The organism is Janthinobacterium sp. TPC_1 (assembly GCF_056037845.1).
In genome coordinates this window covers 1,339,515-1,362,889 of record NZ_CP195157.1, presented here as the reverse complement: position 1 = coordinate 1,362,889, position 23,375 = coordinate 1,339,515, and the positions used below count along the sequence as shown (strand labels likewise).

General features: G+C 63.3%; 17 protein-coding genes and 4 pseudogenes. 20 read left to right on the top strand and 1 reads right to left on the bottom strand.

Annotated features, from left to right (window positions below; translation table 11 throughout):
• Positions 1-145: 145 nt before the first annotated feature.
• From ACQVLG_RS06640 to ahpF, 20 genes and pseudogenes are all read left to right on the top strand, one after another.
• Positions 146-2,299, top strand: a complete 2,154-nt coding sequence (locus tag ACQVLG_RS06640) for a M3 family metallopeptidase (protein ID WP_474293540.1) — start codon at positions 146-148, stop codon at positions 2,297-2,299.
• Positions 2,300-2,417: 118 nt separating this feature from the next.
• The gene (locus ACQVLG_RS06635) at positions 2,418-2,630 is read left to right on the top strand and encodes a VF530 family protein (protein WP_070219603.1); all 213 of its coding nucleotides are present in this window, start codon (positions 2,418-2,420) and stop codon (positions 2,628-2,630) included.
• Positions 2,631-2,641: 11 nt separating this feature from the next.
• Positions 2,642-2,920 (top strand): DUF4404 family protein, encoded by a 279-nt coding sequence (locus tag ACQVLG_RS06630; protein ID WP_070219601.1) that lies wholly within the window; start codon positions 2,642-2,644, stop codon positions 2,918-2,920.
• Positions 2,921-3,146: 226 nt separating this feature from the next.
• Positions 3,147-5,408 carry a YgiQ family radical SAM protein gene (locus ACQVLG_RS06625; protein ID WP_474295560.1) on the top strand — a complete coding sequence of 754 codons (2,262 nt, stop codon included), beginning with the start codon at positions 3,147-3,149 and terminating at the stop codon, positions 5,406-5,408.
• Between the two features lie 281 nt (positions 5,409-5,689).
• Positions 5,690-5,797 (top strand): annotated as a pseudogene (locus ACQVLG_RS06620) (zinc-ribbon domain-containing protein); the annotation flags it as partial.
• Positions 5,798-5,971: 174 nt separating this feature from the next.
• The gene (locus tag ACQVLG_RS06615) at positions 5,972-6,682 is read left to right on the top strand and encodes a hypothetical protein (RefSeq protein WP_474295917.1); all 711 of its coding nucleotides are present in this window, start codon (positions 5,972-5,974) and stop codon (positions 6,680-6,682) included.
• 47 nt (positions 6,683-6,729) lie between these two features.
• Positions 6,730-7,452: a hypothetical protein gene (locus ACQVLG_RS06610; RefSeq protein WP_474293537.1), complete on the top strand. Its 723-nt coding sequence runs from the start codon at positions 6,730-6,732 to the stop codon at positions 7,450-7,452.
• A gap of 67 nt (positions 7,453-7,519) precedes the next feature.
• Positions 7,520-8,635 carry a hypothetical protein gene (locus ACQVLG_RS06605; RefSeq protein WP_474293535.1) on the top strand — a complete coding sequence of 372 codons (1,116 nt, stop codon included), beginning with the start codon at positions 7,520-7,522 and terminating at the stop codon, positions 8,633-8,635.
• 8 nt (positions 8,636-8,643) lie between these two features.
• Positions 8,644-9,732 carry a zinc-ribbon domain-containing protein gene (locus ACQVLG_RS06600; RefSeq protein ID WP_474293533.1) on the top strand — a complete coding sequence of 363 codons (1,089 nt, stop codon included), beginning with the start codon at positions 8,644-8,646 and terminating at the stop codon, positions 9,730-9,732.
• Between the two features lie 160 nt (positions 9,733-9,892).
• Positions 9,893-10,776 (top strand): annotated as a pseudogene (locus ACQVLG_RS06595) (EamA family transporter).
• 208 nt (positions 10,777-10,984) lie between these two features.
• Positions 10,985-11,942 (top strand): annotated as a pseudogene (locus ACQVLG_RS06590) (substrate-binding domain-containing protein).
• An 86-nt stretch (positions 11,943-12,028) separates the two neighbouring features.
• A complete protein-coding gene (locus tag ACQVLG_RS06585; RefSeq protein ID WP_474293531.1) occupies positions 12,029-13,582 on the top strand; it encodes a sugar ABC transporter ATP-binding protein in 1,554 nt (517 codons plus the stop codon).
• A gap of 18 nt (positions 13,583-13,600) precedes the next feature.
• Positions 13,601-14,573 (top strand): annotated as a pseudogene (locus tag ACQVLG_RS06580) (ABC transporter permease).
• Positions 14,574-14,582: 9 nt separating this feature from the next.
• Positions 14,583-15,647 carry a LacI family DNA-binding transcriptional regulator gene (locus ACQVLG_RS06575; protein WP_474293529.1) on the top strand — a complete coding sequence of 355 codons (1,065 nt, stop codon included), beginning with the start codon at positions 14,583-14,585 and terminating at the stop codon, positions 15,645-15,647.
• Entirely contained in the window at positions 15,644-16,552 is a 909-nt protein-coding gene (gene rbsK / locus ACQVLG_RS06570; RefSeq protein WP_474293527.1) for a ribokinase, read from the top strand. Before ACQVLG_RS06575 ends, rbsK begins: the two co-directional genes overlap by 4 nt.
• Before the next feature lie 4 nt (positions 16,553-16,556).
• Complete coding sequence (rbsD, locus tag ACQVLG_RS06565) at positions 16,557-16,949, top strand: D-ribose pyranase (protein ID WP_034753900.1); 393 nt, start codon at positions 16,557-16,559, stop codon at positions 16,947-16,949.
• 134 nt (positions 16,950-17,083) lie between these two features.
• Entirely contained in the window at positions 17,084-19,927 is a 2,844-nt protein-coding gene (locus tag ACQVLG_RS06560; RefSeq protein ID WP_474293525.1) for an EAL domain-containing protein, read from the top strand.
• A 178-nt stretch (positions 19,928-20,105) separates the two neighbouring features.
• A complete protein-coding gene (locus tag ACQVLG_RS06555; RefSeq protein ID WP_474293523.1) occupies positions 20,106-20,498 on the top strand; it encodes a DUF3597 domain-containing protein in 393 nt (130 codons plus the stop codon).
• Between the two features lie 188 nt (positions 20,499-20,686).
• Positions 20,687-21,250, top strand: a complete 564-nt coding sequence (ahpC, locus tag ACQVLG_RS06550; protein WP_071326099.1) for an alkyl hydroperoxide reductase subunit C — start codon at positions 20,687-20,689, stop codon at positions 21,248-21,250.
• A 98-nt stretch (positions 21,251-21,348) separates the two neighbouring features.
• On the top strand, positions 21,349-22,944 hold the full coding sequence (gene ahpF / locus ACQVLG_RS06545) for an alkyl hydroperoxide reductase subunit F (protein ID WP_230541991.1): 1,596 nt from the start codon (positions 21,349-21,351) through the stop codon (positions 22,942-22,944).
• Positions 22,945-23,019: 75 nt separating this feature from the next.
• Here the strand turns inward: ahpF and ACQVLG_RS06540 are convergent, their stop codons facing one another.
• On the bottom strand, positions 23,020-23,367 hold the full coding sequence (locus ACQVLG_RS06540) for a CzcE family metal-binding protein (protein ID WP_474293521.1): 348 nt from the start codon (positions 23,365-23,367) through the stop codon (positions 23,020-23,022).
• Positions 23,368-23,375 lie beyond the last annotated feature (8 nt).

Sequence of the window (23,375 nt, the reverse complement as noted above, 5' to 3'; positions counted from 1 at the left end):
GATTGTACACCGTGGTAAACCGCGCATTTGGCGTGCTGCACCACAGGATCGCCCATGTTGGATGACGCCTGTGTGACAGGCTGCTATGATCTGCCACTGGCCCGCGACGCGATCGCGGTTCTTCCCGCGCCTCCTGAAAGATGTCATGATCCGTCCACAACTGCTCGTCATCGCCGCCAGCGTCATGCTGGCCCACGCCGTTCCTTCCGCCATGGCTGCCGCCACCGCAAAATCCGCGCCTGCCGCCGCCGTCAGCGCCCAGAATCCCCTGTTGAAAGTCAGTCCGCTGCCGTTCCAGATGCCGCAATTCGGCCTGATCAAGGACGAGCACTATGCGCCGGCGTTTGCCGAAGGCATGAAACGCCAGCTGGCCGAAGTCAACGTGATCGCCAGCAACCGCCAGCCGGCCACGTTCGAGAACACCATCGTGGCCCTGGAGCGCACGGGACAGCTGCTGCACCGCGTACAAAGCATCTTCAGCAACATGACGTCGACCAACACGAACAGCGTGCTGGAAGCGGTGGAAGTGGACGTGTCGCCGAAACTGGCCGCGCATGGCGATGCCATCACCCTGAACCCGAAATTGTTTACCCGCATCGACACCCTGTATGCCAAGCGCGACAAGCTGGGCCTCGATGCGGAATCCCTGCGCCTGCTCGAGCGCTATCACACGGATTTCGTGCGCGCCGGCGCCAAGCTGTCCGATGCGGACAAGGAAAAACTGAAAGCCTATAACGCCGAGCAGGCGGGCCTGGAAACGGCTTTCGCGCAAAACGTGCTGAAGGAAACGAATGCCAAGAGCATCATCGTCGACACGCGTGCCGAACTGGCGGGCATGACGGACAGCGATATCGATACGGCCGCCACGGCAGCCAAGGAACGGGGCTTGACGGGCAAGTTCGTCATTGCCCTGGTGAACACCAGCGGCCAGCCGCCATTGGCCGTATTGACGGATCGCAAGACGCGTCAGCGCCTGATGGATGCGTCGCTGAACCGCGGCAGCCAGGGCGGCGAGTTCGACAACCGCGCCATCGTGCTGAAGCTGGCCAAACTGCGCGCCGAACGGGCGACTTTGCTCGGTTACGCCAACTACGCCGCGTATTCGCTGGAAGACCAGACGGCCAAGACCACCACGGCCGTCAACACCCTGCTGTCGGAACTGGCGAAACCGGCCGTCGCCAACGCGCGCCGCGAAGCGGCCGACCTGCAGCAAGTGGTCGATGCGGAAAAAGGCGGTTTCCAGGTGGCAGCGGCCGACTGGGCCATCTACACGGACAAGCTGCGCAAGCAGCGTTTCAATTTCGATGAAAACGAGCTGAAACCGTATTTGGAACTGAATAGCGTGCTGAACAACGGCGTCTTCTTTGCCGCCAATAAACTGTATGGCATCAGCTTCAAGGAACGGAAGGACTTGCCGGTGTACAACCCGGACGTGCGCGTCTACGACGTTCTGGATGCCAACGGCAAGCCGCTGGCCCTGTTCATTGCCGATTTCTATGCGCGCGGCAACAAGCATGGCGGTGCGTGGATGAATGAATATGTGTCGCAATCATCGCTGATGGGCACGCATCCCGTCGTCGCCAACCAATTGAACATTCCGAAGCCGCCCGCCGGCCAGCCGACCTTGCTGACGTTCGATGAAGTGACGACCATGTTCCACGAATTCGGCCATGCGCTGCACGGCATGTTTTCGAACGTGAAATACCCGCGCTTTGCCGGCACCAGCGTGCCGAGCGACTTCGTCGAGTACCCGTCGCAAGTCAATGAAATGTGGGCCGTCTGGCCGGAAGTGCTGCAAAACTATGCCAAGCACTACCAGAGCGGTGCGGCCATGCCGCAGGAATTGCTCGACAAGGTCACTGCGGCGAAGAAATTCAACCAGGGCTTCATGACGACGGAATACCTGTCGGCCGCCCTGCTGGACCAGCGCTGGCACCAGCTGGCGCCGAGCCAGATTCCGACGGACGTGCTGGCCTTTGAAGCGGCATCGCTGAAAGATGCGGGCGTCGATTACGCGCCCGTGCCGCCGCGCTACCGCACCGCGTATTTCTCGCACAGCTTCTCGGGCGGCTACTCGGCGGCGTATTACGCCTACCTGTGGTCGGAAAAGCTGGACGCGGAATCGGTCAACTGGTTCAAGGAAAACGGCGGCCTGACGCGCAAGAATGGCGACTGGTTCCGCAGCAAATTGCTGTCGCGCGGCGGCAGCGTCGATGCGCTGCAGCTGTTCCGCGACTTCCGCGGCCGCGATGCTACCGTGGAACCGCTGCTGGAACGCCGCGGCTTGAACGCGAAGTAAGCCGTTCTCATCAGAAGCTTGCGTTGCGTTGACCTGGCGCACGCAAGCTTTCTGTGCCGGCGGCGTAGAATTGAGTAAGATGTAAATGAAGACGTAACCAAGGCAGTCGAAAGAGTATATGAGTCAGCAAGATTTGAATGGCATTACCCTGGAAGGTATCGTGACGCGCCTGCACGCCCACTACGGCTGGGACGGCCTGGCCAAGCACATCGATATCAATTGCTTCATCAGCGATCCCAGCATCAAGTCGAGCCTGAAGTTTTTGCGCAAGACCCCGTGGGCCAGGAGCAAGGTGGAACAATTGTTCCTGGACACGCAATTTACTGACTGACAGGAAAAAACATGGATAGCAAACTCAAGGAATCGCTGCAACAACTGCATTCGACCCTCGCAAGCAGCGGCCCCGTCGATGAAGAACTGCATGGTTTGCTGCAAAAACTCGATGTCGACATCAAGTTGCTGATGGAAAAGCGCGCCGCGCAGGAACAGGAAGAAGAGTCGACCACGTATGGACTGGCCGAGCGCAGCCAGGAATTGTCGGCCAAGTTTGCCGTCAAGCATCCGAAACTGGAGCCGGCTTTGCGGGAACTGGGTGAGATTCTAGCCAATATGGGCATTTAAGCAAGTTGCGGGAAATGCTGGGCCTGGCCCTGCCGGGACGGGCCTTCTTTCCCCAAGTGTTTGAAAATTAAACGTTTTTTGTACTGAAATCCAACAGTAAAAAGCAGGCCGTCAGGTTGGAAATGGCCAATTCCGGTACAATCCGTACCCTATGAGCTCCCCTACCAATTTATTTGCGACCGTTCCCAAGCGGTCTGCCCGCGCTGCCGTGGCGCCTTTCCTGCCGATGTCGCGTGCCGAGATGGACGCGCTGGGCTGGGACCAGTGCGACGTCATCCTCGTCACGGGCGACGCCTACATCGACCATCCGAGCTTCGGCATGGCCCTGGTCGGCCGCCTGCTCGAAGCGCAAGGTTACCGCGTCGGCATCATCAGCCAGCCCGACTGGCTGTCGGCCGACGCCTTCCGCATCCTCGGCAAGCCGCGTTTGTACTACGGCATTACCGCCGGCAACATGGATTCCATGGTCAACCAGTACACGGCCGACCGCAAGATCCGCTCCGACGATGCCTACACGGCCAATGCCGAACCAAATAAACGCCCGGACCGCGCCGTCACCGTGTACGCCCAGCGCGCGCGCGAAGCGTATTCCGACGTGCCCATCGTCATCGGCAGCATCGAGGCGTCCTTGCGCCGCATCGCCCATTACGATTACTGGTCGGACAAGGTCCGCCGTTCCGTCTTGCCCGATTCCAAGGCCGATTTGTTGATTTTCGGCAATGCCGAGCGCGCGCTGGTCGACCTGACGCACCGTCTGGCCGCCGGCGAAAACATCAAGGATATCCGCGACTTGCGCGGCACGGCCTTCATGGTGCCGGCCGGCTGGCTGCCCGGTGACGACTGGGGCGTGCACAATTCCACCCGCGTCGACGTGCCCGGCAAGATCGATCCGCACTACAGCCCCTACGAGATGGTGCAGGAAGACAAGACCGCCTGCGCCACGGAAAATGCGTCGAAATCGGCCGAAGTCATCAAGCCGATCCGCATCATGAGCCGCGAAGAGCGCCTGGCCATGGCCAAGGAAAAGCACGACAAGACGGTGGTGCGCCTGCCCGCCTACGACGTCGTCAAGGATGACCCCGTCATGTATGCACACGCTTCGCGCGTGTTCCACCTGGAATCGAATCCCGGCAATGCGCGCGCCATGGTGCAGGCGCACGGCGAACGCGACGTGTGGCTCAATCCGCCGCCGCTGCCGCTGGCCATGGACGAGATGGATGGCGTGTACGACATGAACTACGCGCGCGCGCCGCACCCGAGCTACGGCAAGGCGCATATCCCCGCGTGGGAAATGATCCGCTTTTCCGTCAACATCATGCGCGGCTGCTTCGGCGGCTGCACCTTCTGCTCGATCACGGAGCATGAAGGACGCATCATCCAGAGCCGTTCGGAACCGTCGATCCTGCGCGAAATCGAGCATATCCGCGATAAAACCAAAGGCTTTACGGGCACCATTTCCGATATGGGCGGTCCGACGGCGAATATGTACCGCCTCGCCTGCAAGGAAAAAGAGATCGAAGTGTCGTGCCGCCGCCTGTCGTGCGTGTACCCGTCCATCTGCGTGAACCTGGGCACGGACCACAGCAAGCTTATTTCCCTGTACCGCAAGGCGCGCGCCATTCCCGGCATCAAGAAAGTCTTGATCAGCTCGGGCTTGCGCTACGACCTGGCCGTGCGGTCCCCCGAGTACGTCAAGGAGCTGGTGACGCACCACGTGGGCGGCTTGCTGAAGATTGCCCCTGAGCACACGGAAGAGGGCACCCTGTCGAAGATGATGAAGCCCGGCATCGGCGCGTATGACGAATTCAAGGAAATGTTCGACCGTTTCTCGCTGGAAGCGGGCAAGAAGCAGTATTTGATCCCGTATTTCATCGCCGCCCATCCGGGCACGACGGACACGGACATGCTGAACCTGGCCCTGTGGCTGAAGAAAAACAATTTCAAGCTGGACCAGGTGCAAACCTTCATGCCCACGCCGATGGCGATGGCGACGACCATGTATCACACGCGCAAGAATCCCCTGCGCAAGGTCACGGCAGACTCGGAAGTGGTGGAAACGGCCCGCAGCGGCAAGATCCGCCGCACCCATAAAGCGTTCCTGCGCTACCAGGACCCGGCCAACTGGCCGATTTTGCGCGAAGCGCTGGTCAACATGGGCCGAGGCGACTTGATCGGCAATGGCGACAAGCATTTGATCCCCGCCTGGACGTCATCCGAGTCGGGCGGCCTGGCCGCCGGCGAACGCAGCCGCCAGACGCATGGCGCCGGCACGCCGGACAAGTTCAAGGTTACGCCCGGCAAGAACCGTATCGCCCTGGGCGGCACGGCCGCAGCGCCGAAGGCGACGGCCGTCGAGTCGAAAGTGCGTCCGTCAATCTTGTCGACCATCAAGACCAAGGCCAAGCCGGTCGCCGTGCCGATGGGCCGTGGCGGCAAGCCGCCAGCCAAGGGCGGCCATGCCGCGCCGGCACGGGGCGGACGCAAGTAGATAGTCTTCGGCCCTCGGGCATCCTTTGAAAAACCCGGCAACGCGTACTGCGTTGCCGGGTTTTTTGTTATTGGTGCACCAACATGGGGCATGGCCCGCCATGGCGGCATAATTTTTACCAATATTTAAAAATTGAATAGAGCAAAAGGCAATTTTCCCTTGTGGCAACTTGGTGTTTGAAAATATACTCGTCAGATATTTAGCCGTACGGCAACAAAGCTGCCTTTCTGGCAATCGCCAGCGTACGCGACTCCCTGCGTTGATATGAAAAGAGATGCCAATTGAAATGCCTTTCCTGCCAGGCCGAGAATAAGCCGGGCGCCAAATTCTGTTCCTCCTGCGGCACCACGTTTGCTATTGCCCCTGCCGCCGCCCCCCCGGTGCCAGGCAAGACCTGCGGCCAGTGCGGCCATGATTGCAAGCCCGAAGCCAGGTTCTGCCCCAAGTGCGCGTTCAGCTTTGCCGTGGCACCCCTTGCCGCAGCGGTGCCGCCGCCGCTGCCGGAGCCGGTTATCGAGCCGGTTATCGAGCCGATGATTGAGCCTGTCATTGAACCGGTGCCCGTGCCTGAGCCTGTCCCGGCACCGGTGGCGGAACCGGTCGCGCCACCTGCGCCGCCGCCCGTGCTGGAAAAGCGCCGTGCCGATCCCGCACCGGCACCTGCACCGGCGCCAGAACCTGCTCCGGCACCCGCCGGCGTGCCGGAAACGCCATCCGACGGCCCGACCGGTAGCAGCCGCATGAAATTGATCGCCGCGGCCGTCGCGGCAGTAGTGGTAGTGGGTGCGGCAGGGGGATACTATTACCTGTCAGGCAAGCCTGCCGTGCCCGCGCCAGTCCCCGCACCGACGGTTCCTGCCGAGGAGACGGTTGCCGCCGAGCAGCCGCTGGCCATCAGCGACCCTGCGCTCGATGGCGGCACGTCGGCCGACCTGGCCGCGACACCTGCTGCCGAGCCTGAGCCAGTGCCAGCGGCAGCTCCTGCACCTGCGCCGGCACCGGCACCGGCACCTGTCGCGGAAAAACCCGCCAAGCCCGTCAAGGCGGCACCGCCGCCACCGGCGCCTGTCAAACAGACTACCGGCCTGGAAAGCGTGATCACGGAGAGCCTGTCGGAAGCGAGCCATTGCATGAGCCAGCGCAAATACGACTGCGCCATCGCCAACGCGAATGCCGTGTTGCGCATGGATACGGGCAACCGCCATGCGCAGGACATCAAGCGCAAGGCGAAGGAAGCGCAAGACAAGGCGCTGTCGCAAATCCAGATCGAGTAAGCCGCGCGGCTGGCCTTCCCCCTATTTTGATCTTCCTGGAGAATAACGTGAAAAAAATGAAACAAATTGCCAAGCCCATGGTGGCGCTGCTGGTCGTGTCCTCGATGCTGGCCGGCTGTGCCGCGCCGGGCGGCCCTGGCGCCACCGGCACCAATACCGCCGGCACGGAAGCGGCCAGCGGCGAATGCAACACGGCCATGCTGGCCGGCATTGGCGCCGTCGTCGGCGGCTTGCTGGGCGGCGGCAACAACACGGTGCGCGGCGCGGCCCTGGGCGCCAGCCTGGGCGCGCTCGCCTGCGTGGCCCTGAATTATCAAAGCCAGCAAGTCAAGACGGCGCAGCAGGTGCAGACCGACTACAAGGTGGCCAACAAGGGCAAGCTGCCCGAGCAGTCGACCCTGGTGAAGTACGAGACGGGCTTTACGCCATCCTCCGTGCGTCCGGGCCAGAAGGCGCAGACCAATTCGTATATCGAAGTGGCGGCCGGCACGCGCGATCCGAACCCGCTGGTGGAAGAGGAATTGAGCCTGTACAAGCCGAATGGCGACTTGATCAAGACGGTGCGCAAGGTGGTCAGCAGCAACAACGGCAGCGGCGCCTACAAGGGCGGCTTCTCGATTCCCATGCCGGAAGGCGTGCCGCAGGGCATTTACCCGGTGCGCACGGCCCTGTACCTGAATAGCAAGCGCGTCGGCGGTCAGAACGTCAAGCTGCAGATCGTCCAGCGCCAGGCGCCCGCGTCCGACCTGCAGCTGGCCCGCGCTTACTGACATTGATTACCACGGGGCGGCCATGCCGGCCGTTCCGTTCCCCGATTTACCCCCATCCAGGCTAGACATGACCATTTCCACTGAAGCAGCAAAACCTCTTCCCTTTTCCTCCGCCGTGGGCTCGCTGATCGAAGCGACCGACGCCATCAGGAACTTCCGCGCGATTGCCCTGCTGGCCCTGACCTTCATCGGCGCCGTGCTCGTCGGTGGCGTGCTGACCGTGCTCGCCGGCAGCATGAAAAGTGTCGTGCTGGTCTTCCTGGGCGGCCTGATGGCCTTCCTCGTGATGTTTTACGGTTCCAACGCCGTGGGCATCATGCTGATGCGCGATGCGCAGGGCCAGCCTGGCATGAGTCTGGTTGATGCCGCCGTGCTCGTTTCGCTGGTCACAAGCCACCGCCTGATCGCGGTGGTCTTCCTTGAATTTTTGATCGTGCTGGCGGCCATGATCGCCATCGCCATTATCTTGTTCGTCTGCAAGATTCCCGTGTTGGGCCCCGTGCTGTACACGGTGGTCTTCCCGCTGTCGGCCATCGTGCTGGGCGTGCTGGTGTTTGCGTTGTTTTACGTGATGCTGCCGCTGGCCGGCCCTGCCGCCTGGTCGGGCGCCACCGTGTTCCAGATCATTGCCCGCCTGAACCAGATCGTGCGCACCAAGCTGGTGTCGGTGATCCTGCTGGAAGTGCTGCTGTTCCTGATCACCGCGTTTGTGACGCTGCTGATCTTTGGCGTCGTCGGCACGGGCGTGTCGCTGACGACGGGCATGTCGGCCACCATACTCGGCCTGGGTAGCCAGCTGAACATGTATTCCCTGGCCTCGGGCCTGGGCGGCGGTTCCGGCTACATCATCGCTGCCGGCCTGGGCGGCGGCTTGCTGATGGCGGCCGCGGCCGTGGTGCCAAGTTTGATCTTTACCAAGGGCGTGTGCATCATTTACCTGAACGCCACGCGCAACGTCGATTTCAGCGCCTCGGAAGCGAGCCTGAACGACGGCCTGGCCACGGTCAAGAAGAAAGCCGAAGAAGCGCGCGAACGCGCGCGTGCCCTGGCCGAGCAGGCGGCGGCACCAGCCGCTCCAGCCGCCCCGGCAGCGGCAGCTGAGAATCTGCACTGCCCCAGCTGCAAGGCACCGGTTGCGTCCGATGACGTGTTCTGCGGCGAATGCGCGCATAAACTCAAATAAGGCTGACCATGGCTCACTTCTGCACCCAATGCGGCACCGCCCATACGCCCGACGCGCGCTTCTGCGATGAATGCGGCAAGGCCGTCAACGCGGCGCCGGCACCGGCACCGGCATCTGCACCAGCCGCGACGCCGGCGCCGTCCCGCGTGAAGCGGCGCCACGTCATCATCGCCGGCAGCGCGCTGGCGGTGCTCATCGTGGCAGGCGGCGCCCTGGCGTGGCTGCTGGCGCCAGAGGCGGCCTCGGCCAACAGTTTCAGCCGCGCCATCGATGCCCACCTGGCGGCCGACGAGGCGGCACGCGACAAGTTGCTCTGCTTGAGCAACTTGCCGTACCAGAAGGAAGAGATCCGCGTGGCCTCGTACGACAGTTCCACTCGGCAATGGCTGGATATCCTCGTGCGTAGCGGACTGTACGCCGCCCCCGTGGAACAAGGCAGCGGCGGTTGGGTTGCGCAATCGCAATTTGTCTACGCGCTGGCCGCGCCGGGCAAGGCAGCCTTGCGCGGCGACAAGCTGTGCGTGGCCACGGGCGTGAAAGTGGCCAAGGTCAGCGGCTACGATCAGGTGCGCGACCTGGGCGCACAGCAAGTGGCGATGGCCAAGGCTACCTTGACGCTGACCGATGAGGCGGCGTGGTTCGCCAAATCGCCGGACCGCGCGCTGATCCTGCAACGCTTGCCGGACGGCGACCTGGAAGTACGGCTGCCGCTGGCGCTGGTCGACAAGCGATGGCAAGTCATCGATCAAGAGCAGATGAGCCTGGGGGGCGTGGCCGCTGCGATGGGCAGATCGCCGGCCGTGCAGGGCGCGGGCCTGCTGGACAAGCTGAAAAGCGTGTTCAGCTTTGGCGGTCACCCGGCGGTGGGGAAATGGCAGGCGGCGATGGGCAATGTCCTGGAATTTACACGCGACAGCGTGATCAATAACGGAACCTCGACCAAGGCCACCTTCACCACCAACGGCAATACCGTGACGATCGCGCCGGAAGGCGCGGGCGAAGCGGCCATGGACATTATCGTCAGCGATGATGGCAGCACGGCGCAGATCAGCATGGGCGGCATGCGGGTGACAACCCTGCGGCGCGTGCGCGATTAGGCGGAGAGCCAGGCGGCGCAACTTGCCGCCTTGCATCATTCCCGAAGCCCGGCCATGCCGGGTTTTTTTACGCCCGCACGCAGCGGTGCATCCGCCAATTTATCTTGACATCAAGATAGTTCACGCCCACACTGGAATTATCTTAACGTCGAGATAGTTCATGTCCACCTCCATTCTCCGTCCCGCCTGGGGCGATATCGTGCTCACGGCGCTGGCGCCCCTGATCTGGGGTTCCACCTACATCGTCACGTCCGAACTGCTGCCGCCGCACCGGCCCTACACGGCGGCCCTGATTCGCGTGCTGCCGGCCGGCCTGCTGTTGTTGCTGATCATGCGGCGCCTGCCCGCGCGGCGCGACTGGGGCCGCGTGCTGATTCTTTCCGCGCTGAATATCGGCGTGTTCCAGGCCCTGCTGTTCGTCGCCGCCTACCGTTTGCCGGGCGGCCTCGCGGCCGTGGTGGGCGCCATCCAGCCGCTCTTGGTGATGGGCCTGGCCTGGGGCGTGGAAGGGCGCCGTCCGGCCCGCCTGGCACTGGGCGCCAGCGTGCTGGGCGTGGCCGGCATGGGCGTGTTGCTGTTGTCGCCGCGCGCACCGTGTGGGAACCCGTCGGCATCGCGGCCGCGCTGGGCGGCACGGCCTGCATGGCGGCCGGCACCTATCTGACGCGGCGCTGGAAGCCGGACTTGCCCGTGCTGGCGCTGACGGGCTGGCAATTGCTGCTCGGCGGCCTGATGCTGGCGCCCGTCGCCTGGCTGGCCGACGCGCCGTTGCCGCCGCTGTCCCTGCAGCAAGTATTGGCTTACGCCTACCTGTGCCTGGCCGGCGCGCTGCTGGCCTATGCCCTGTGGTTCCGCGGCATCAGCCGCCTGTCGCCCGTGGCCGTCTCCTCGCTGGGCCTGCTCAGTCCCCTGATGGCCGTCGTCCTGGGCTGGGCCTTGCTGGGCCAGGCCATGACGGGCTGGTCGATGCTGGGCTTGCTGCTGGTGCTGGCCAGCGTGCTGGCCGTGCAGTGGGCCAGTGCCCGTCCCGCAACAAACGCCTGACTTCCGCGCATTTCCCCTCGGCAGGCCGATCGCATCGGCCTGCCCGTTTCCCTATGGATACCTCCTTTTTGCTGCACCGCACATACTGTTTTGCTTGCACTGATATGGGGCATTGAGGCACTATTCGCTTCGCGCAAACGTTTGCGCGCAACGAATTTCCTAAAAAGCATGCAGTACACGTGCTTGACCAACCACTCTGGAGACGCCCATGACATCCCGTATTCGCCTGAAAATGATTGCCGCCGCTGTCCTCGCGTGTGCCTTGCCCGCCGTGCCGGCGATGGCGCAGACGCCAGCCAAACCAAAGGTGGCATTGGTGATGAAGTCGCTCGCCAATGAATTTTTCCTGACCATGGAAAATGGCGCCAAGGCGCATCAGAAGGCCAATGCCGCCAAGTACGACCTGCTGTCGAACGGCATCAAGGATGAAACGGATACGTCGAGCCAGATCAAGCTGGTCGAGCAAATGATCGTCTCGCGCGTCAACGCGCTGGTGATTGCCCCGGCCGACTCGAAGGCGCTGGTGCCGGTGCTGAAAAAAGCCATCGACGCGGGCATCATCGTCGTCAATATCGACAACAAGCTCGACGATGGCGCCCTGAAAGAGAAGGGCATCACCGTGCCCTTCGTCGGTCCGGACAACCGCAAGGGCGCCAAGGTCGTCGGCGACTTCCTGGCCAAGCAGATCAAGAAGGGCGACCCCGTCGGCATCATCGAAGGCGTGTCGACTACCTACAACGCGCAGCAGCGCACCCTGGGCTTCCAGGATGCCATGAGCGCGGCCGGTGCGAAAGTGGTCAGCGTACAGTCGGGCCAGTGGGAAATCGCCCCCGCCAATACGGTGGCGGCCGCCATGCTGAATGCCAACCCGAACATCAAGGCCTTGCTGTGCGGTAACGACAACATGGCCATCGGCGCCGTGTCCGCCATCAAGGCGGCCGGCAAGACGGGCAAAGTGCTCGTCGTCGGCTACGACAACATCAACGCCATCAAGCCGATGCTGGCCGATGGCCGCGTGCTGGCCACCGCCGACCAGTTCGGTTCAGCAAGCCGTGTTCGGCATCGAGACCGTGCTGAAAGCCCTGGCGCAGAAGAAGAAACAGGCCGATCTCGGCGGCGTCATCGAAACCAAGGTCGAACTGGTCGCCAAGGGCGCCAAGTCTTGATCGTCTGATCCCGCCGGGGCCAGCGTCCGCGTCTCTGCCTGAGACTGCGGCGCCGGCCCCGCCGCCTTTTTCCGCGGAGTTTTATCATGCCTACCGACATCCCCCCGGCGCCATCAGCCGCCATCCCTCTATTGACCCTGGACAACATCGGCAAGTCCTATGTCGGCCCCGTCCTCGGTGGCGTGGGCTTGCGCTTCGCCCCTGGCCAGGTGCTGGCGCTGACGGGAGAGAACGGCGCGGGCAAGAGTACCCTGTCGAAGATCATCTGCGGCCTGGAGCAAGCCACCACGGGCACGATGCTGCTTGACGGCAAGCCCTACCAGCCCGCCTCGCGCGGCGCCGCCGAGGCGCTGGGCATCCGCATGGTGATGCAGGAATTGAATCTGATTCCCACCCTGTCGATCGCGGAAAACCTGTATTTGAAAAATTTGCCGCAGCGCTTCGGCTTCATCGACCGCAACCGTCTCGAGCGCGATGCGCGCGAACAGATGGAGAAAGTGGGCCTGGGCGGCCTCGACCCGTGGACCCTGGTCGGCGAACTGGGCATCGGCCACCAGCAAATGATCGAAATCGCGCGCAACCTGATCGGCGCCTGCCGTTTGCTGGTGTTAGATGAGCCGACGGCCATGCTGACGCACCGCGAAGTGGAATTGCTGTTCCTGCAGATCGAACGCCTGAAAGCCGACGGCGTGTGCATCATCTATATTTCCCACCGCCTGGAAGAACTCAAGCGCGTGGCCGACCGCATCGCCGTGCTGCGCGACGGCCAGCTGGTGTGCGACGACGACATCGCGGGCCATTCCGCCGCTGACCTGGTCAGCCTGATGGTGGGCCGTTCGGCCGACGACGCCGTCGACCTGAGCGGGCGCACCATCGGCGCACCGCTGCTGCGCGTGCGCGGCCTGGCGCGCGGCAAGGTGGTCAATCCGACCTCGTTTGACTTGCGCGCCGGCGAAATCCTCGGCATTGCCGGCCTGATCGGCTCGGGCCGCACGGAATTGCTGCGCTTGATCTTCGGCGCCGACCGCGCCGACGCCGGTGACGTGTTCCTCGGCGACAGCGAAATACCCGCCGCCTTGCACTCGCCGCAGGCAGCCGTGAAAGCGGGCATCGCCATGATCACGGAAGACCGCAAGGGACAAGGTTTGTTGTTGCGCCAGTCCATCGCCGTCAACACGACCCTGGCTTCGCTCGATACCGTCAGTGGCGCCGGCTGGCTCAACGACGCGGCCGAAGCGACGGTGGCCGACGATTACATTCAGCGCCTGGGCATCCGCTCGCGCAACAGCGCGCAAAGGGTGGCGGAGTTGTCCGGCGGCAACCAGCAAAAGGTGGTGATCGCCCGCTGGCTGTACCGCGACTGCCCCGTGATGCTGTTCGACGAGCCCACGCGCGGCATCGATATCGGCGCCAAGTTTGATATTTATCAGGTGCTGGCCGAACAGGCGCGCCAGGGCAAGGGCCTCGTCATCGTGTCGAGCGATTTGCGCGAACTGATGCTGATCTGCGACCGCATCGCCGTCATGAGCGCGGGCAGCATCGTCGACACCTTCGAGCGCGGCGCCTGGAGCCAGGACGCGCTGCTGTCGGCCGCCTTCTCCGGCTATTTGACCCCCAACTCCACTCCAGCTGCGGCCTGATCCGCCGGAAAGATTCCCATGACCTCCAACTCCTCTCCTTCGTATCTGCAGCGCAGCCTGGCCGACCTGAAAAACTATGCGGGCCTGATCGGCGCCTTGCTGGCCATGTGCGTGCTGTTTTCGTTTGCCAGCGAAAACTTTTTTACTTTGGCCACCTTGAGTACCCTGTCGAACAACATCCCGACCCTGGTCGTGATGGCCGTCGGCATGACGTTCGTGCTGATCATCGGCGGCATCGATTTGTCCGTCGGCTCCGTGATGGCGCTGGCCGCTTCCGTGCTGTCGCTGGCCGTCGTGCACTGGGGCTGGCCCGTGTGGAGCGCGGCCCTGCTGGGCATGTTCGTCGCCGCCCTGTGCGGCGCCACGACGGGCCTCATTTCCGTCGGCTGGCGCATTCCCTCGTTCATCGTCTCGCTGGGCGTGCTGGAAATGGCGCGCGGCATGGCGTATCAAGTGACGAACTCGCGCACGGAATACATCGGCAGCGCCGTGGACGGCATCAGCTCGCCCATCGCATTTGGCCTGTCGCCCGCCTTCATCGCCTCGATCGCCATCGTCGTCATCGGCCACCTGGTACTCACGCGCACGGTGCTGGGACGCCACTGGATCGGCATCGGCACGAATGAAGAAGCCGTGCGTTTGTCCGGCATCAATACAAAACCGTCGAAAGTGCTGGTGTTTGCCTTGATGGGCTTTCTGGCCGGCGTGGGCGCGCTGTTCCAGGTGTCGCGCCTGGAAAGCGGCCGACCCGAACGGCGGCGTGGGCATGGAGTTGCAGGTGATCGCTGCCGTCGTGATCGGCGGCACGAGCCTGATGGGCGGGCGCGGTTCCGTCATCAGCACGTTTATCGGCGTGTTGATTATTTCCGTGCTGGAAGCGGGCCTGGCGCAAGTGGGCGTGTCCGAACCCGTGAAACGCATCGTCACGGGCCTGGTGATCGTTGCCGCCGTCGTGCTCGACACCTACCGCCGCCGCGGCGAGCGTTCATAATACTGGCCCATGGCAACCATCAAGCAAGTGGCGCAGGCGGCGGGGGTCTCGTTTACCACCGTGTCGCACGTCCTCAACAATACCCGCCCCGTCAGCGACGAGGCGCGCCGCGCCGTGCTGGCGGCGGCGGAGGCACTGCATTACGTGCCCAGCGCGCTGGCGCGTTCCCTGCGCAGCCGCAGCACGGGCACCATCGGCCTGATCATTCCGAACAATACGAACCCGTATTTCTCGGAAGTGGCGCGCGGCATCGAGGACGAGGACAGCTGCTACGCGGCCGGCTACAGCGTGATTTTGTGCAATTCCGATGACGACCCCGTCAAGCAGCGCGATTACCTGAACGTGCTGCTGACCAAGCGTTGTGACGGCCTGATTTTGTCCGCGCTGGCCGACAGCGATGGCGAATTGCTGCGCAAGATGAAGGTGCCGGCCGTGCTGCTCGACCGCGCGCCCAGCGACCTGGCCATCGATGCGGTGGCCGTCGATAACCGCGCCGGCGGCGCCCTGGCCGCGCGCCATCTGCTGGGACTGGGACGCCGGCGCCTCGGCTGCATCGCCGGTCCCCGCGAAGTGAGCATTTCCAACGAGCGCATCGCCGGCGCGCGCAGCGCCATGGCGGACGCGGGCGTGACCCTGGCCGACGCCCTGTGCGTGCATGGCGATTTTACGAGCGCGGGCGGTTATGCGGCCGCGCTGGACTTGCTGGCGCTGCCGCAGGGCCAGCGTCCTGACGCCTTGTTCTGCTGCAATGATTTGATGGCTTTTGGCGCCCTGCGCGCCGCCGCCGAGCGCGGCATTGCCGTGCCGGCGGAACTGGCCGTCGTCGGCTTCGACGATATCGACCTGGCCAGCTTCGTGCATCCGGCCTTGAGCAGCGTGGCGCAAAATACGCGCGAGCTGGGCCGCATCACGGCCGCCTGCCTGCTGGCGCGCATCGCCGACCCCGCCTTGCCGCGCCAGCAGCGCAGCATCGCGCCCGAGCTGCACGTGCGCGGCTCCAGCGTGGCCGCCACCGTACCTTCTGCTGTACCTACTTCTTCTCCTGCAACTGAACTGATGGGAATGACATCATGATCGTGGTTATCGGCAGTATCAATATGGACCTGGTCTTGCGCGTGCCGCGCATGCCCCTCCCCGGCGAAACCCTGACGGGCGGCGCTTTCCGCACCATTCCTGGCGGCAAGGGCGCCAACCAGGCCGTGGCCTGCGCGCGCCTGAGCGGCAAAGTGGCGGGCGCCCAGCAAGTGGCCATGGTCGGCTGCGTGGGCGACGACGCGTTCGGCGCCACCTTGCGCGCGGCCCTCGTGGGCGACGGCATCATCGACAGCCACATCACCACCTTGCCGGGCGTCGCGTCCGGCATCGCTTCCATCCTCGTCGACGACCATGGCCAGAACAGCATCGTGATCGCCGGCGGCGCCAACGATCTGTTGAGCCCCGCGCACATTGACGCTGCGCAAGGTTTGATCGAGCAGGCCGACATCGTCGTGCTGCAGCTGGAAACGCCGATGGCCACCGTCGTGCACGTCATCAAGCTGGCCCGCTCGCTGGGCAAGACCGTGGTGCTGAACCCGGCGCCAGCCGCCAGCTTGCCGGAAGGCGTGCTGGAATTGGTCGACTACCTGATTCCCAACGAAATCGAGGCGGCCATGCTGGCCGGCGTCAGCCCGGAAGGCGCGGACGCCAAGGCGCTGGCGGCCGCGCTGCAAAAGCTGGGCAGCGACAACGTCATCATCACCCTCGGCTCCAAGGGCGTGCATGCGGCCCTGTATGGCGGCGATTACACGTTTCCGGCCGAAGCGGTGCAAGCGGTCGACACGACGGCGGCCGGCGACACTTTCATCGGCGGTTTTGTGGCGGGCCTGGCGTCCGGCATGGACGAGGCGGAAGCGATCCAGCAAGGCCAGCGCGCGGCTGCCTGGAGCGTCACCAAGCCCGGCGCGCAAACGTCGATCCCCCACTTGCACGAGTTGTTCTGAGACCATGAAAAAATCACCGCTGCTGAATATCGCACTGTCGCAACTGATCGCCTCGCTGGGCCATGGCGACATGCTCGTCATCGGCGACGCGGGCTTGCCGTCGCAGCCGGGCGTGCCCCTGATCGACCTGGCCCTGACGCGCGGCATTCCCGGCTTCATCGATACCGTGAACACGGTATTGAGCGAAATGCAGGTGGAATACCATTTGCTCGCCAGCGAGTTGCCGCAGCATAATCCGGCCATGGCGGCGCAGGTGGCGGCCCTGGCCTTGCCCGATGCGCGCCAGGTGACGCATGATGAGTTCAAGCAATTGAGCAAGGGCGCGCGCGCCATCGTGCGCACGGGCGAGTGCAGTCCGTATGCCAACATCATTTTGGTGGCCGGCGTCGTGTTCTAGCGCAAACAAACGCCAGATTGTTTGCCAAAAACATTAACGTTATTGTCCTCACTGAAATAGTTATCCTTCGGCAAAAGGGGCGGCTACAATAGCCGTATCCCTGCCAGCCCGGCAGCTTCCTGTGGTGTGCCGCCATGCCGATGAAAGCCCGCGACGCTTTCCGCTTTGTCTTGCCGCTCGCCGGCAGGCTGGCGCGCGGCTGGCGCGGCCTGTTCTTCCTGCTGCTGTGCCTGGCCACGCCGGCGCACGCGCTGGAGCCCGTCTCCCTGCAGCTCAATTTCACGCACCAGTTCCAGTTCGCCGGCTATTACGCGGCCATCGAGCAGGGTTATTACCGCGAGGCGGGCCTCGACGTGACGCTGCTCGAAGGCAGCGGCGCGCCGCGCGCCGAGGCGGCCGTGCTGGCGGGCCAGGCCGAGTATGGCGTGGGCAACAGCACCCTGCTGCTGAGCCGCCTGGCCGGCAAACCCCTGGTGGTGCTGGCCGTCGTGTTCCAGCATTCGCCCAGCGTGCTGCTGATGCGCCAGCAAGGCGGCGCGCCCGACGTGCGCAAGCTGGTGGGGGCGCCCGTGATGATAGGCGCGCCCACCGACGTGGCGGCCGCATCCGATGAAGTCTCGCTGTTCCTGCGGAAAATGGGTGTCGCGCCGCAGCAGATGCGCCACTTGCCGCCCAGCTACAGGATCGAGGATTTGATCAATGGCAAGGTCGATGCGATTGCCGCGTATTCCACCAACGAACCCGATTACCTGGACCGGGCGGGATTTCCCTATTACCAGTTTACGCCGCGCACGGCCGGCATCGATTTTTACGGCGACAACCTGTTTACCAGCGAGCACGAACTGCGCCGCCATCCCGAGCGCGTGAAAGCATTCCGCGCTGCCAGCCTGCGCGGCTGGCAATACGCAATGGCGCACCGCGAGGAAATGGCGCAGCTGATCCACGTCAAATACAGCCAGCGCCACGACCATGCCCACCTGCTGTACGAGGCGCAGCAGATGGAGCTGCTGCTGCAGCCCACACTGGTGGAACCGGGCTACATGAATCCCCAGCGCTGGCAGCATATCGCCGATACCTATGCGGCCATGGGCGTGTTGCCGCGCAATGCCACGGACAGCCGCGCCTACCAGGGCTTTTTGTATCGCCCCGTGCCGGGCGCGGATCTCGGCTGGCTGTACCTGTCGCTGGGCGTGGCGGGCAGCCTGCTGGCCGTGTCGGCGGCCTTTCACTTCAGCAATCTGGCGCGCGAGCGCCGCCGCACGGAGGAAACCATCCGCCAGGGAGAACTGCGCTTTCGCACCATGTTCGAGGAAGCACCCATGGGCATCGCCCTGATCGATACCCTGAGCGGGCGTTTTCTCGATATCAATCCCCGCTACCTGGCCATCAGCGGCCGCAGCCTGGAGCACATGAAGCAATCGAGCTGGATGGAGATCAGCCATCCCGACGACGTGGCGGGCGAGCAGGAACAGGTGGCGCAATTGCTGGCGCGCAGCCTGCCCGGCTTTCGCCACTCGAAACGCATCGTGCGGCCCGATGGCGGCGTGGTGTGGGTCGATGCCTCGGTGACGGCCATCGACACGGCGCGCCACCGTGGCCCGCACCACCTGTGCATGCTGGAAGACGTGACGGACAAGCGGCAAACGGAAGCGCTGATCTGGCAGCAAGCCAATTTCGATACCCTGACGCAATTGCCGAACCGCCGCATGTTCCACGAGCGCCTGCGCCAGGCGCTGGCCCAGGGCCGGCGCGATACGAGCCGCGTGGCCATCCTGTTCATCGACCTCGACCATTTCAAGGAAGTCAACGACACCCTGGGCCACCACCAGGGCGATATCCTGCTGATCGAGGCGGCGCGGCGCATCCGCGTGGGCGTGCGCGAAACGGACACGGTGGCGCGCCTGGGCGGCGATGAATTCACGGTAATCCTGTCCGACCTTGATGATCTGCAGCAAGTCGACCGCATCGCGCGGCAGATACTCGACGGCTTGCTGGCGCCGTTCCTGCTGGGCCAGGAGCAGGCCTTCGTCTCCGCCTCGATCGGCATCACCCTGTACCCTGACGACGCGGGCAATATCGAAGACTTGCTCAAGCATGCGGACCAGGCCATGTATGTCTCGAAGGGCGCGGGGCGCAACCGCTACAGTTATTTCACGCCCGCCATGCAGGTGGCGGCCGTCAACCGCATGCGCATGGGGGCGGACTTGCGCACGGCCCTGCGCGAACAGCAGATGCGGCTGCATTACCAGCCCATCGTCGAGCTGCATAGCGGCAATATTGCCAAAGTGGAAGCCTTGCTGCGCTGGCACCATCCGCAGCGGGGCATCATCTGTCCATCCGATTTCCTGGCGCTGGCCGAAAGCAGCGGGCTGATCGTCGACATCGGCGACTGGGTGCTGCGCACGGCGGCCGCGCAATTGCTGCGCTGGCGCGCGCAGGGCCAGGTCATCGGCTTGCCGGGGCTGCAACTGTGCCTGAACCAGTCGCCGCTGGAGCTGCAGCGCGAAGCGGAGGCGCCCGGCACCTGGCTGCGCCAGCTGCTGGCGCTCGATGTGCCGGCCTCGGCCATTGTGCTCGACATGCGCGAAGATGCGCTGCTGGGACCGGCCAGCGGCATGGCGCCCCGCCTGCAGCACCTGCGCGAGGCGGGCTTGCAGATCGCCCTCGACGACTTTGGCAGCGGCCAGGCTTCGCTGACGCAATTGCAGCATTGCGGCATCGATTACCTGAAGCTCGACGGCGTGCTGGTGCGCAAGCTGGCCCCCGGCGCCAGCGAGCTGGCGCTGTGCGAAGCCATCGTCACCATGGCGCACAAGCTGGGTTTGCAGGTGATTGCCGAAGGGGTGGAGACGCCGGAGCAGCGCGTGCTGCTGCAGGACATCGGCTGCGATTTTGCGCAAGGCGATCTGTTTGCGCCGCCGCTGGCCATCGAAACGTTCGATGCGCTGCTGCATGCCCGGCGGCCCTTGCACCCTTGAAACAGATGTAGCCCGCCACCAGATTTGACGCAAGCCTGCGGGACAGGGCTCCCGGCCCGAACGGGCTTATACTCGATGGGCTGGCGCCTGCGCCCGGCTCCAGCTGTCACCGGTTCGCGTCATGTGAACCGGGCGCGCAGGCAACTCTTCTTCCATTCACTCAACTCGAGGTGACCTCATGGGCATTTTCAGCAATATCTACAACAAGATCTTCCACCATTCGTCCGACGCTGCCCCTGCAGCCACGCCAGCTGCCGCCACCGACGCGCCAGCGGCAGCCGCACCGGCGGCCTCACCTGCCGCTGCCGTGCCGGTGGTGGACGTGGAAGTGGTGCTGGTCGACCTGGCCAGCAAAAACGCGGAAAAACTCAATTGGCGCACGTCCATCGTCGACCTGATGAAATTGCTTCAACTTGACAGCAGCCTGGCGTCGCGCAAGGAACTGGCGCAAGAGCTGCACTTCACGGGCGACACCAATGATTCGGCCAGCATGAATATCTGGCTGCATCGCCAGGTGATGATCAAGCTGGCGGAAAACGGCGGCAAAGTACCGGAAGAACTCAAAAATTAAAGACCCGGCGGCAGGAAGGGAAACCCTTGTTGTCGCTGTTCAATCCCGTGGGAACTGCCTATCATGGAGTTCCCATGGCGTCATGATAGTTAAAACCAATTGAAACTATTGTGACAATCAATTTTGCATATGGGTTAAAACCCCTTACACTAGAGTCTTACTGATTCACCACACGAGAGGAAATGACTATGTCGCTGATCAATACCCAAGTTAAACCATTCAAGGCAACCGCATACCACAATGGCAAATTCGTCGATCTGACGGAAGCGTCGCTGAAAGGCAAGTGGTCGGTATTCGTCTTCTACCCAGCCGACTTCACCTTCGTTTGCCCAACCGAACTGGAAGATCTGGCCGATCACCACGCCGAGTTCCAGAAGCTGGGCGTCGACGTGTACGGTATCTCGACCGATACCCACTTCGCGCACAAAGCATGGCACGACACCTCGGACGCGATCAAGAAAGTGCAATACGCACTGATCGGCGACCCAACGGGCGCCCTGTCGCGCAACTTCGAAGTCATGATCGAAGAAGAAGGCCTGGCACTGCGCGGCACCTTCGTCATCAATCCGGACGGCTTCATCAAAGTGCTGGAAGTGCATGACAACGGCATCGGCCGTGACGCCGCAGAACTGTTGCGCAAAGTCAAAGCCGCCCAGTACGTGGCTTCCCACCCAGGCGAAGTGTGCCCGGCAAAATGGACGGAAGGCGCAGCAACGCTGACCCCATCGCTGGACCTGGTCGGCAAGATCTAAGTCTCGATGCACGATGTAGCAAACAAGTAGTTACCGCGATGCCGGACCGGGCGTCCGGCCCGGCATTCGCCTAAATATTTGTAAAGGAAGAAAAAATCATGTTAGATGCAACCCTCAAAACCCAACTGAAATCCTACCTGGAAAAAGTGGTGTATCCGCTTGAGCTGGTCGCTTCTCTCGATGACAGCGCAAAAGCCCGCGAGATGAAGGAATTGCTCCAGGAGATAGTCCTGTTGAGCGACAAGATCACGCTGGTCGAGCGCCTTGACGCTGGCGTACGGGTTCCGTCGTTCAGCATCAACCGTACCGGCTCCGACATCGGCGTGCGTTTCGCCGGCGTGCCGCTGGGCCATGAATTTACCTCGCTGGTGCTGGCGCTGCTGCAAGTGGGCGGCCACACCATCAAGTTCGACGATGCCGTGATCGAGCAGATCCGCAACCTCGACGGCGATTACGAATTTGAAACGTTTATTTCGCTTTCCTGCCATAACTGCCCGGAAGTGGTGCAGGCCTTGAATGCCATGGCCGTGATCAACCCGCGCATCAAGGTCACCACCATCGATGGCGGCGTGTTCCCGAAGGAAGTGGAAGAACGCCAGATCATGGCCGTGCCGATGATGTTCCTGAATGGCCAGCACTTTGGCCAGGGACGCACGAATGTCGAGGAAATCCTCGCCAAGCTCGACACCAACGCCGGCGCACGCCAGGCGGCAGCGTTGAACAAGAAAGACGTGTTTGACGTGCTGATCGTCGGCGGCGGCCCAGCCGGCGCGGCAGCAGCCATCTACGCGGCCCGCAAGGGCATCAACACGGGCGTGCTGGCCGAGCGTTTCGGCGGCCAGGTGCTCGATACCCTGGCCATCGAAAACTTTATTTCCGTCAAGGAAACGGACGGTCCGAAGTTCGCCGTGGCGCTGGAACAGCACGTCAAGGAATACGACGTCGACATCATGAACACGCAGCGCGCCGCGAAATTGACGCCAGGCAAGCTGATCGAGATTGAAACGGCGAATGGCGCCGTGCTGAAAGCCAAGACCGTCATCCTGGCCACCGGCGCCCGCTGGCGCGAAATCAACGTGCCGGGCGAGAAGGAATACCGCAACCACGGTGTCGCCTACTGCCCGCACTGCGACGGTCCTTTGTTCAAGGGCAAGCGCGTGGCCGTGATCGGCGGCGGCAACTCGGGTGTGGAAGCGGCGATCGACCTGGCCGGCCTCGTGAAACACGTGACCCTGATCGAGTTCGGCGCGGAATTGCGTGCCGATGCGGTGCTGCAGCGCAAGCTGCACAGTCTGCCTAACGTAACCGTGATTACGTCGGCGCAAACCACCGAGATCCACGGCGACGGCAAGATCGTCAATGGCCTCAGCTATACGGATCGGGTCAGCGGCGAGTCGAAAAAGGTCGAGCTGGAAGGCGTCTTCGTGCAAATCGGCCTGGTGCCGAACACGGAATGGCTGAAAGGCACGGTAGCCCTGTCGCGCCACGGCGAAATCGAAGTGGACGCACGCGGCCAGACCTCGATCCCCGGCGTGTTTGCGGCCGGCGACGTCACCACGGTGCCGTACAAGCAGATCATCATCGCCACCGGCGAAGGCGCCAAGGCAGCCCTGTCCGCCTTTGACCACCTGATCCGCTCGGACGACGAGGAAGTGGTTGACGAGTCCGCAGCGAAAGAAGCACTGACGGCCTAACTATTGAGCCTTATCAAGAAAAAACCGGAACTGCCGCAAGGTGGTTCCGGTTTTTTTTTTATGCGCGCAGGAAACTTAACTGCCCGCGTACAGGGGATTGGCGGCCACATACACTTGAATGCCGTCAACGGGCATGTCCTTCGGCGCGATGTCGCTCAGGGCAAAGGCGGTCCTGTTATTAAAAGTCTGCACGTGCCACGTAAAACGCTGGCCGGCGCGCGCGATGGTGACGGTTTCGCCGCGCGTGACGTTGATGTGGCGGGTATCGGCCTGCAGTTCGATGCTGCGCTGGGCGGCGGCGTGGGGCGCGCTGCTGCCATAGTCGGCGGCCGTGCCCGTGGGACCGGCGGCGAGGGCCGAGGCGGTACAGGTGGTGATAGCGGCGCACAGGATGGCCAGGGCGCTGCGGTGGGTGTTCAACATATTAATCT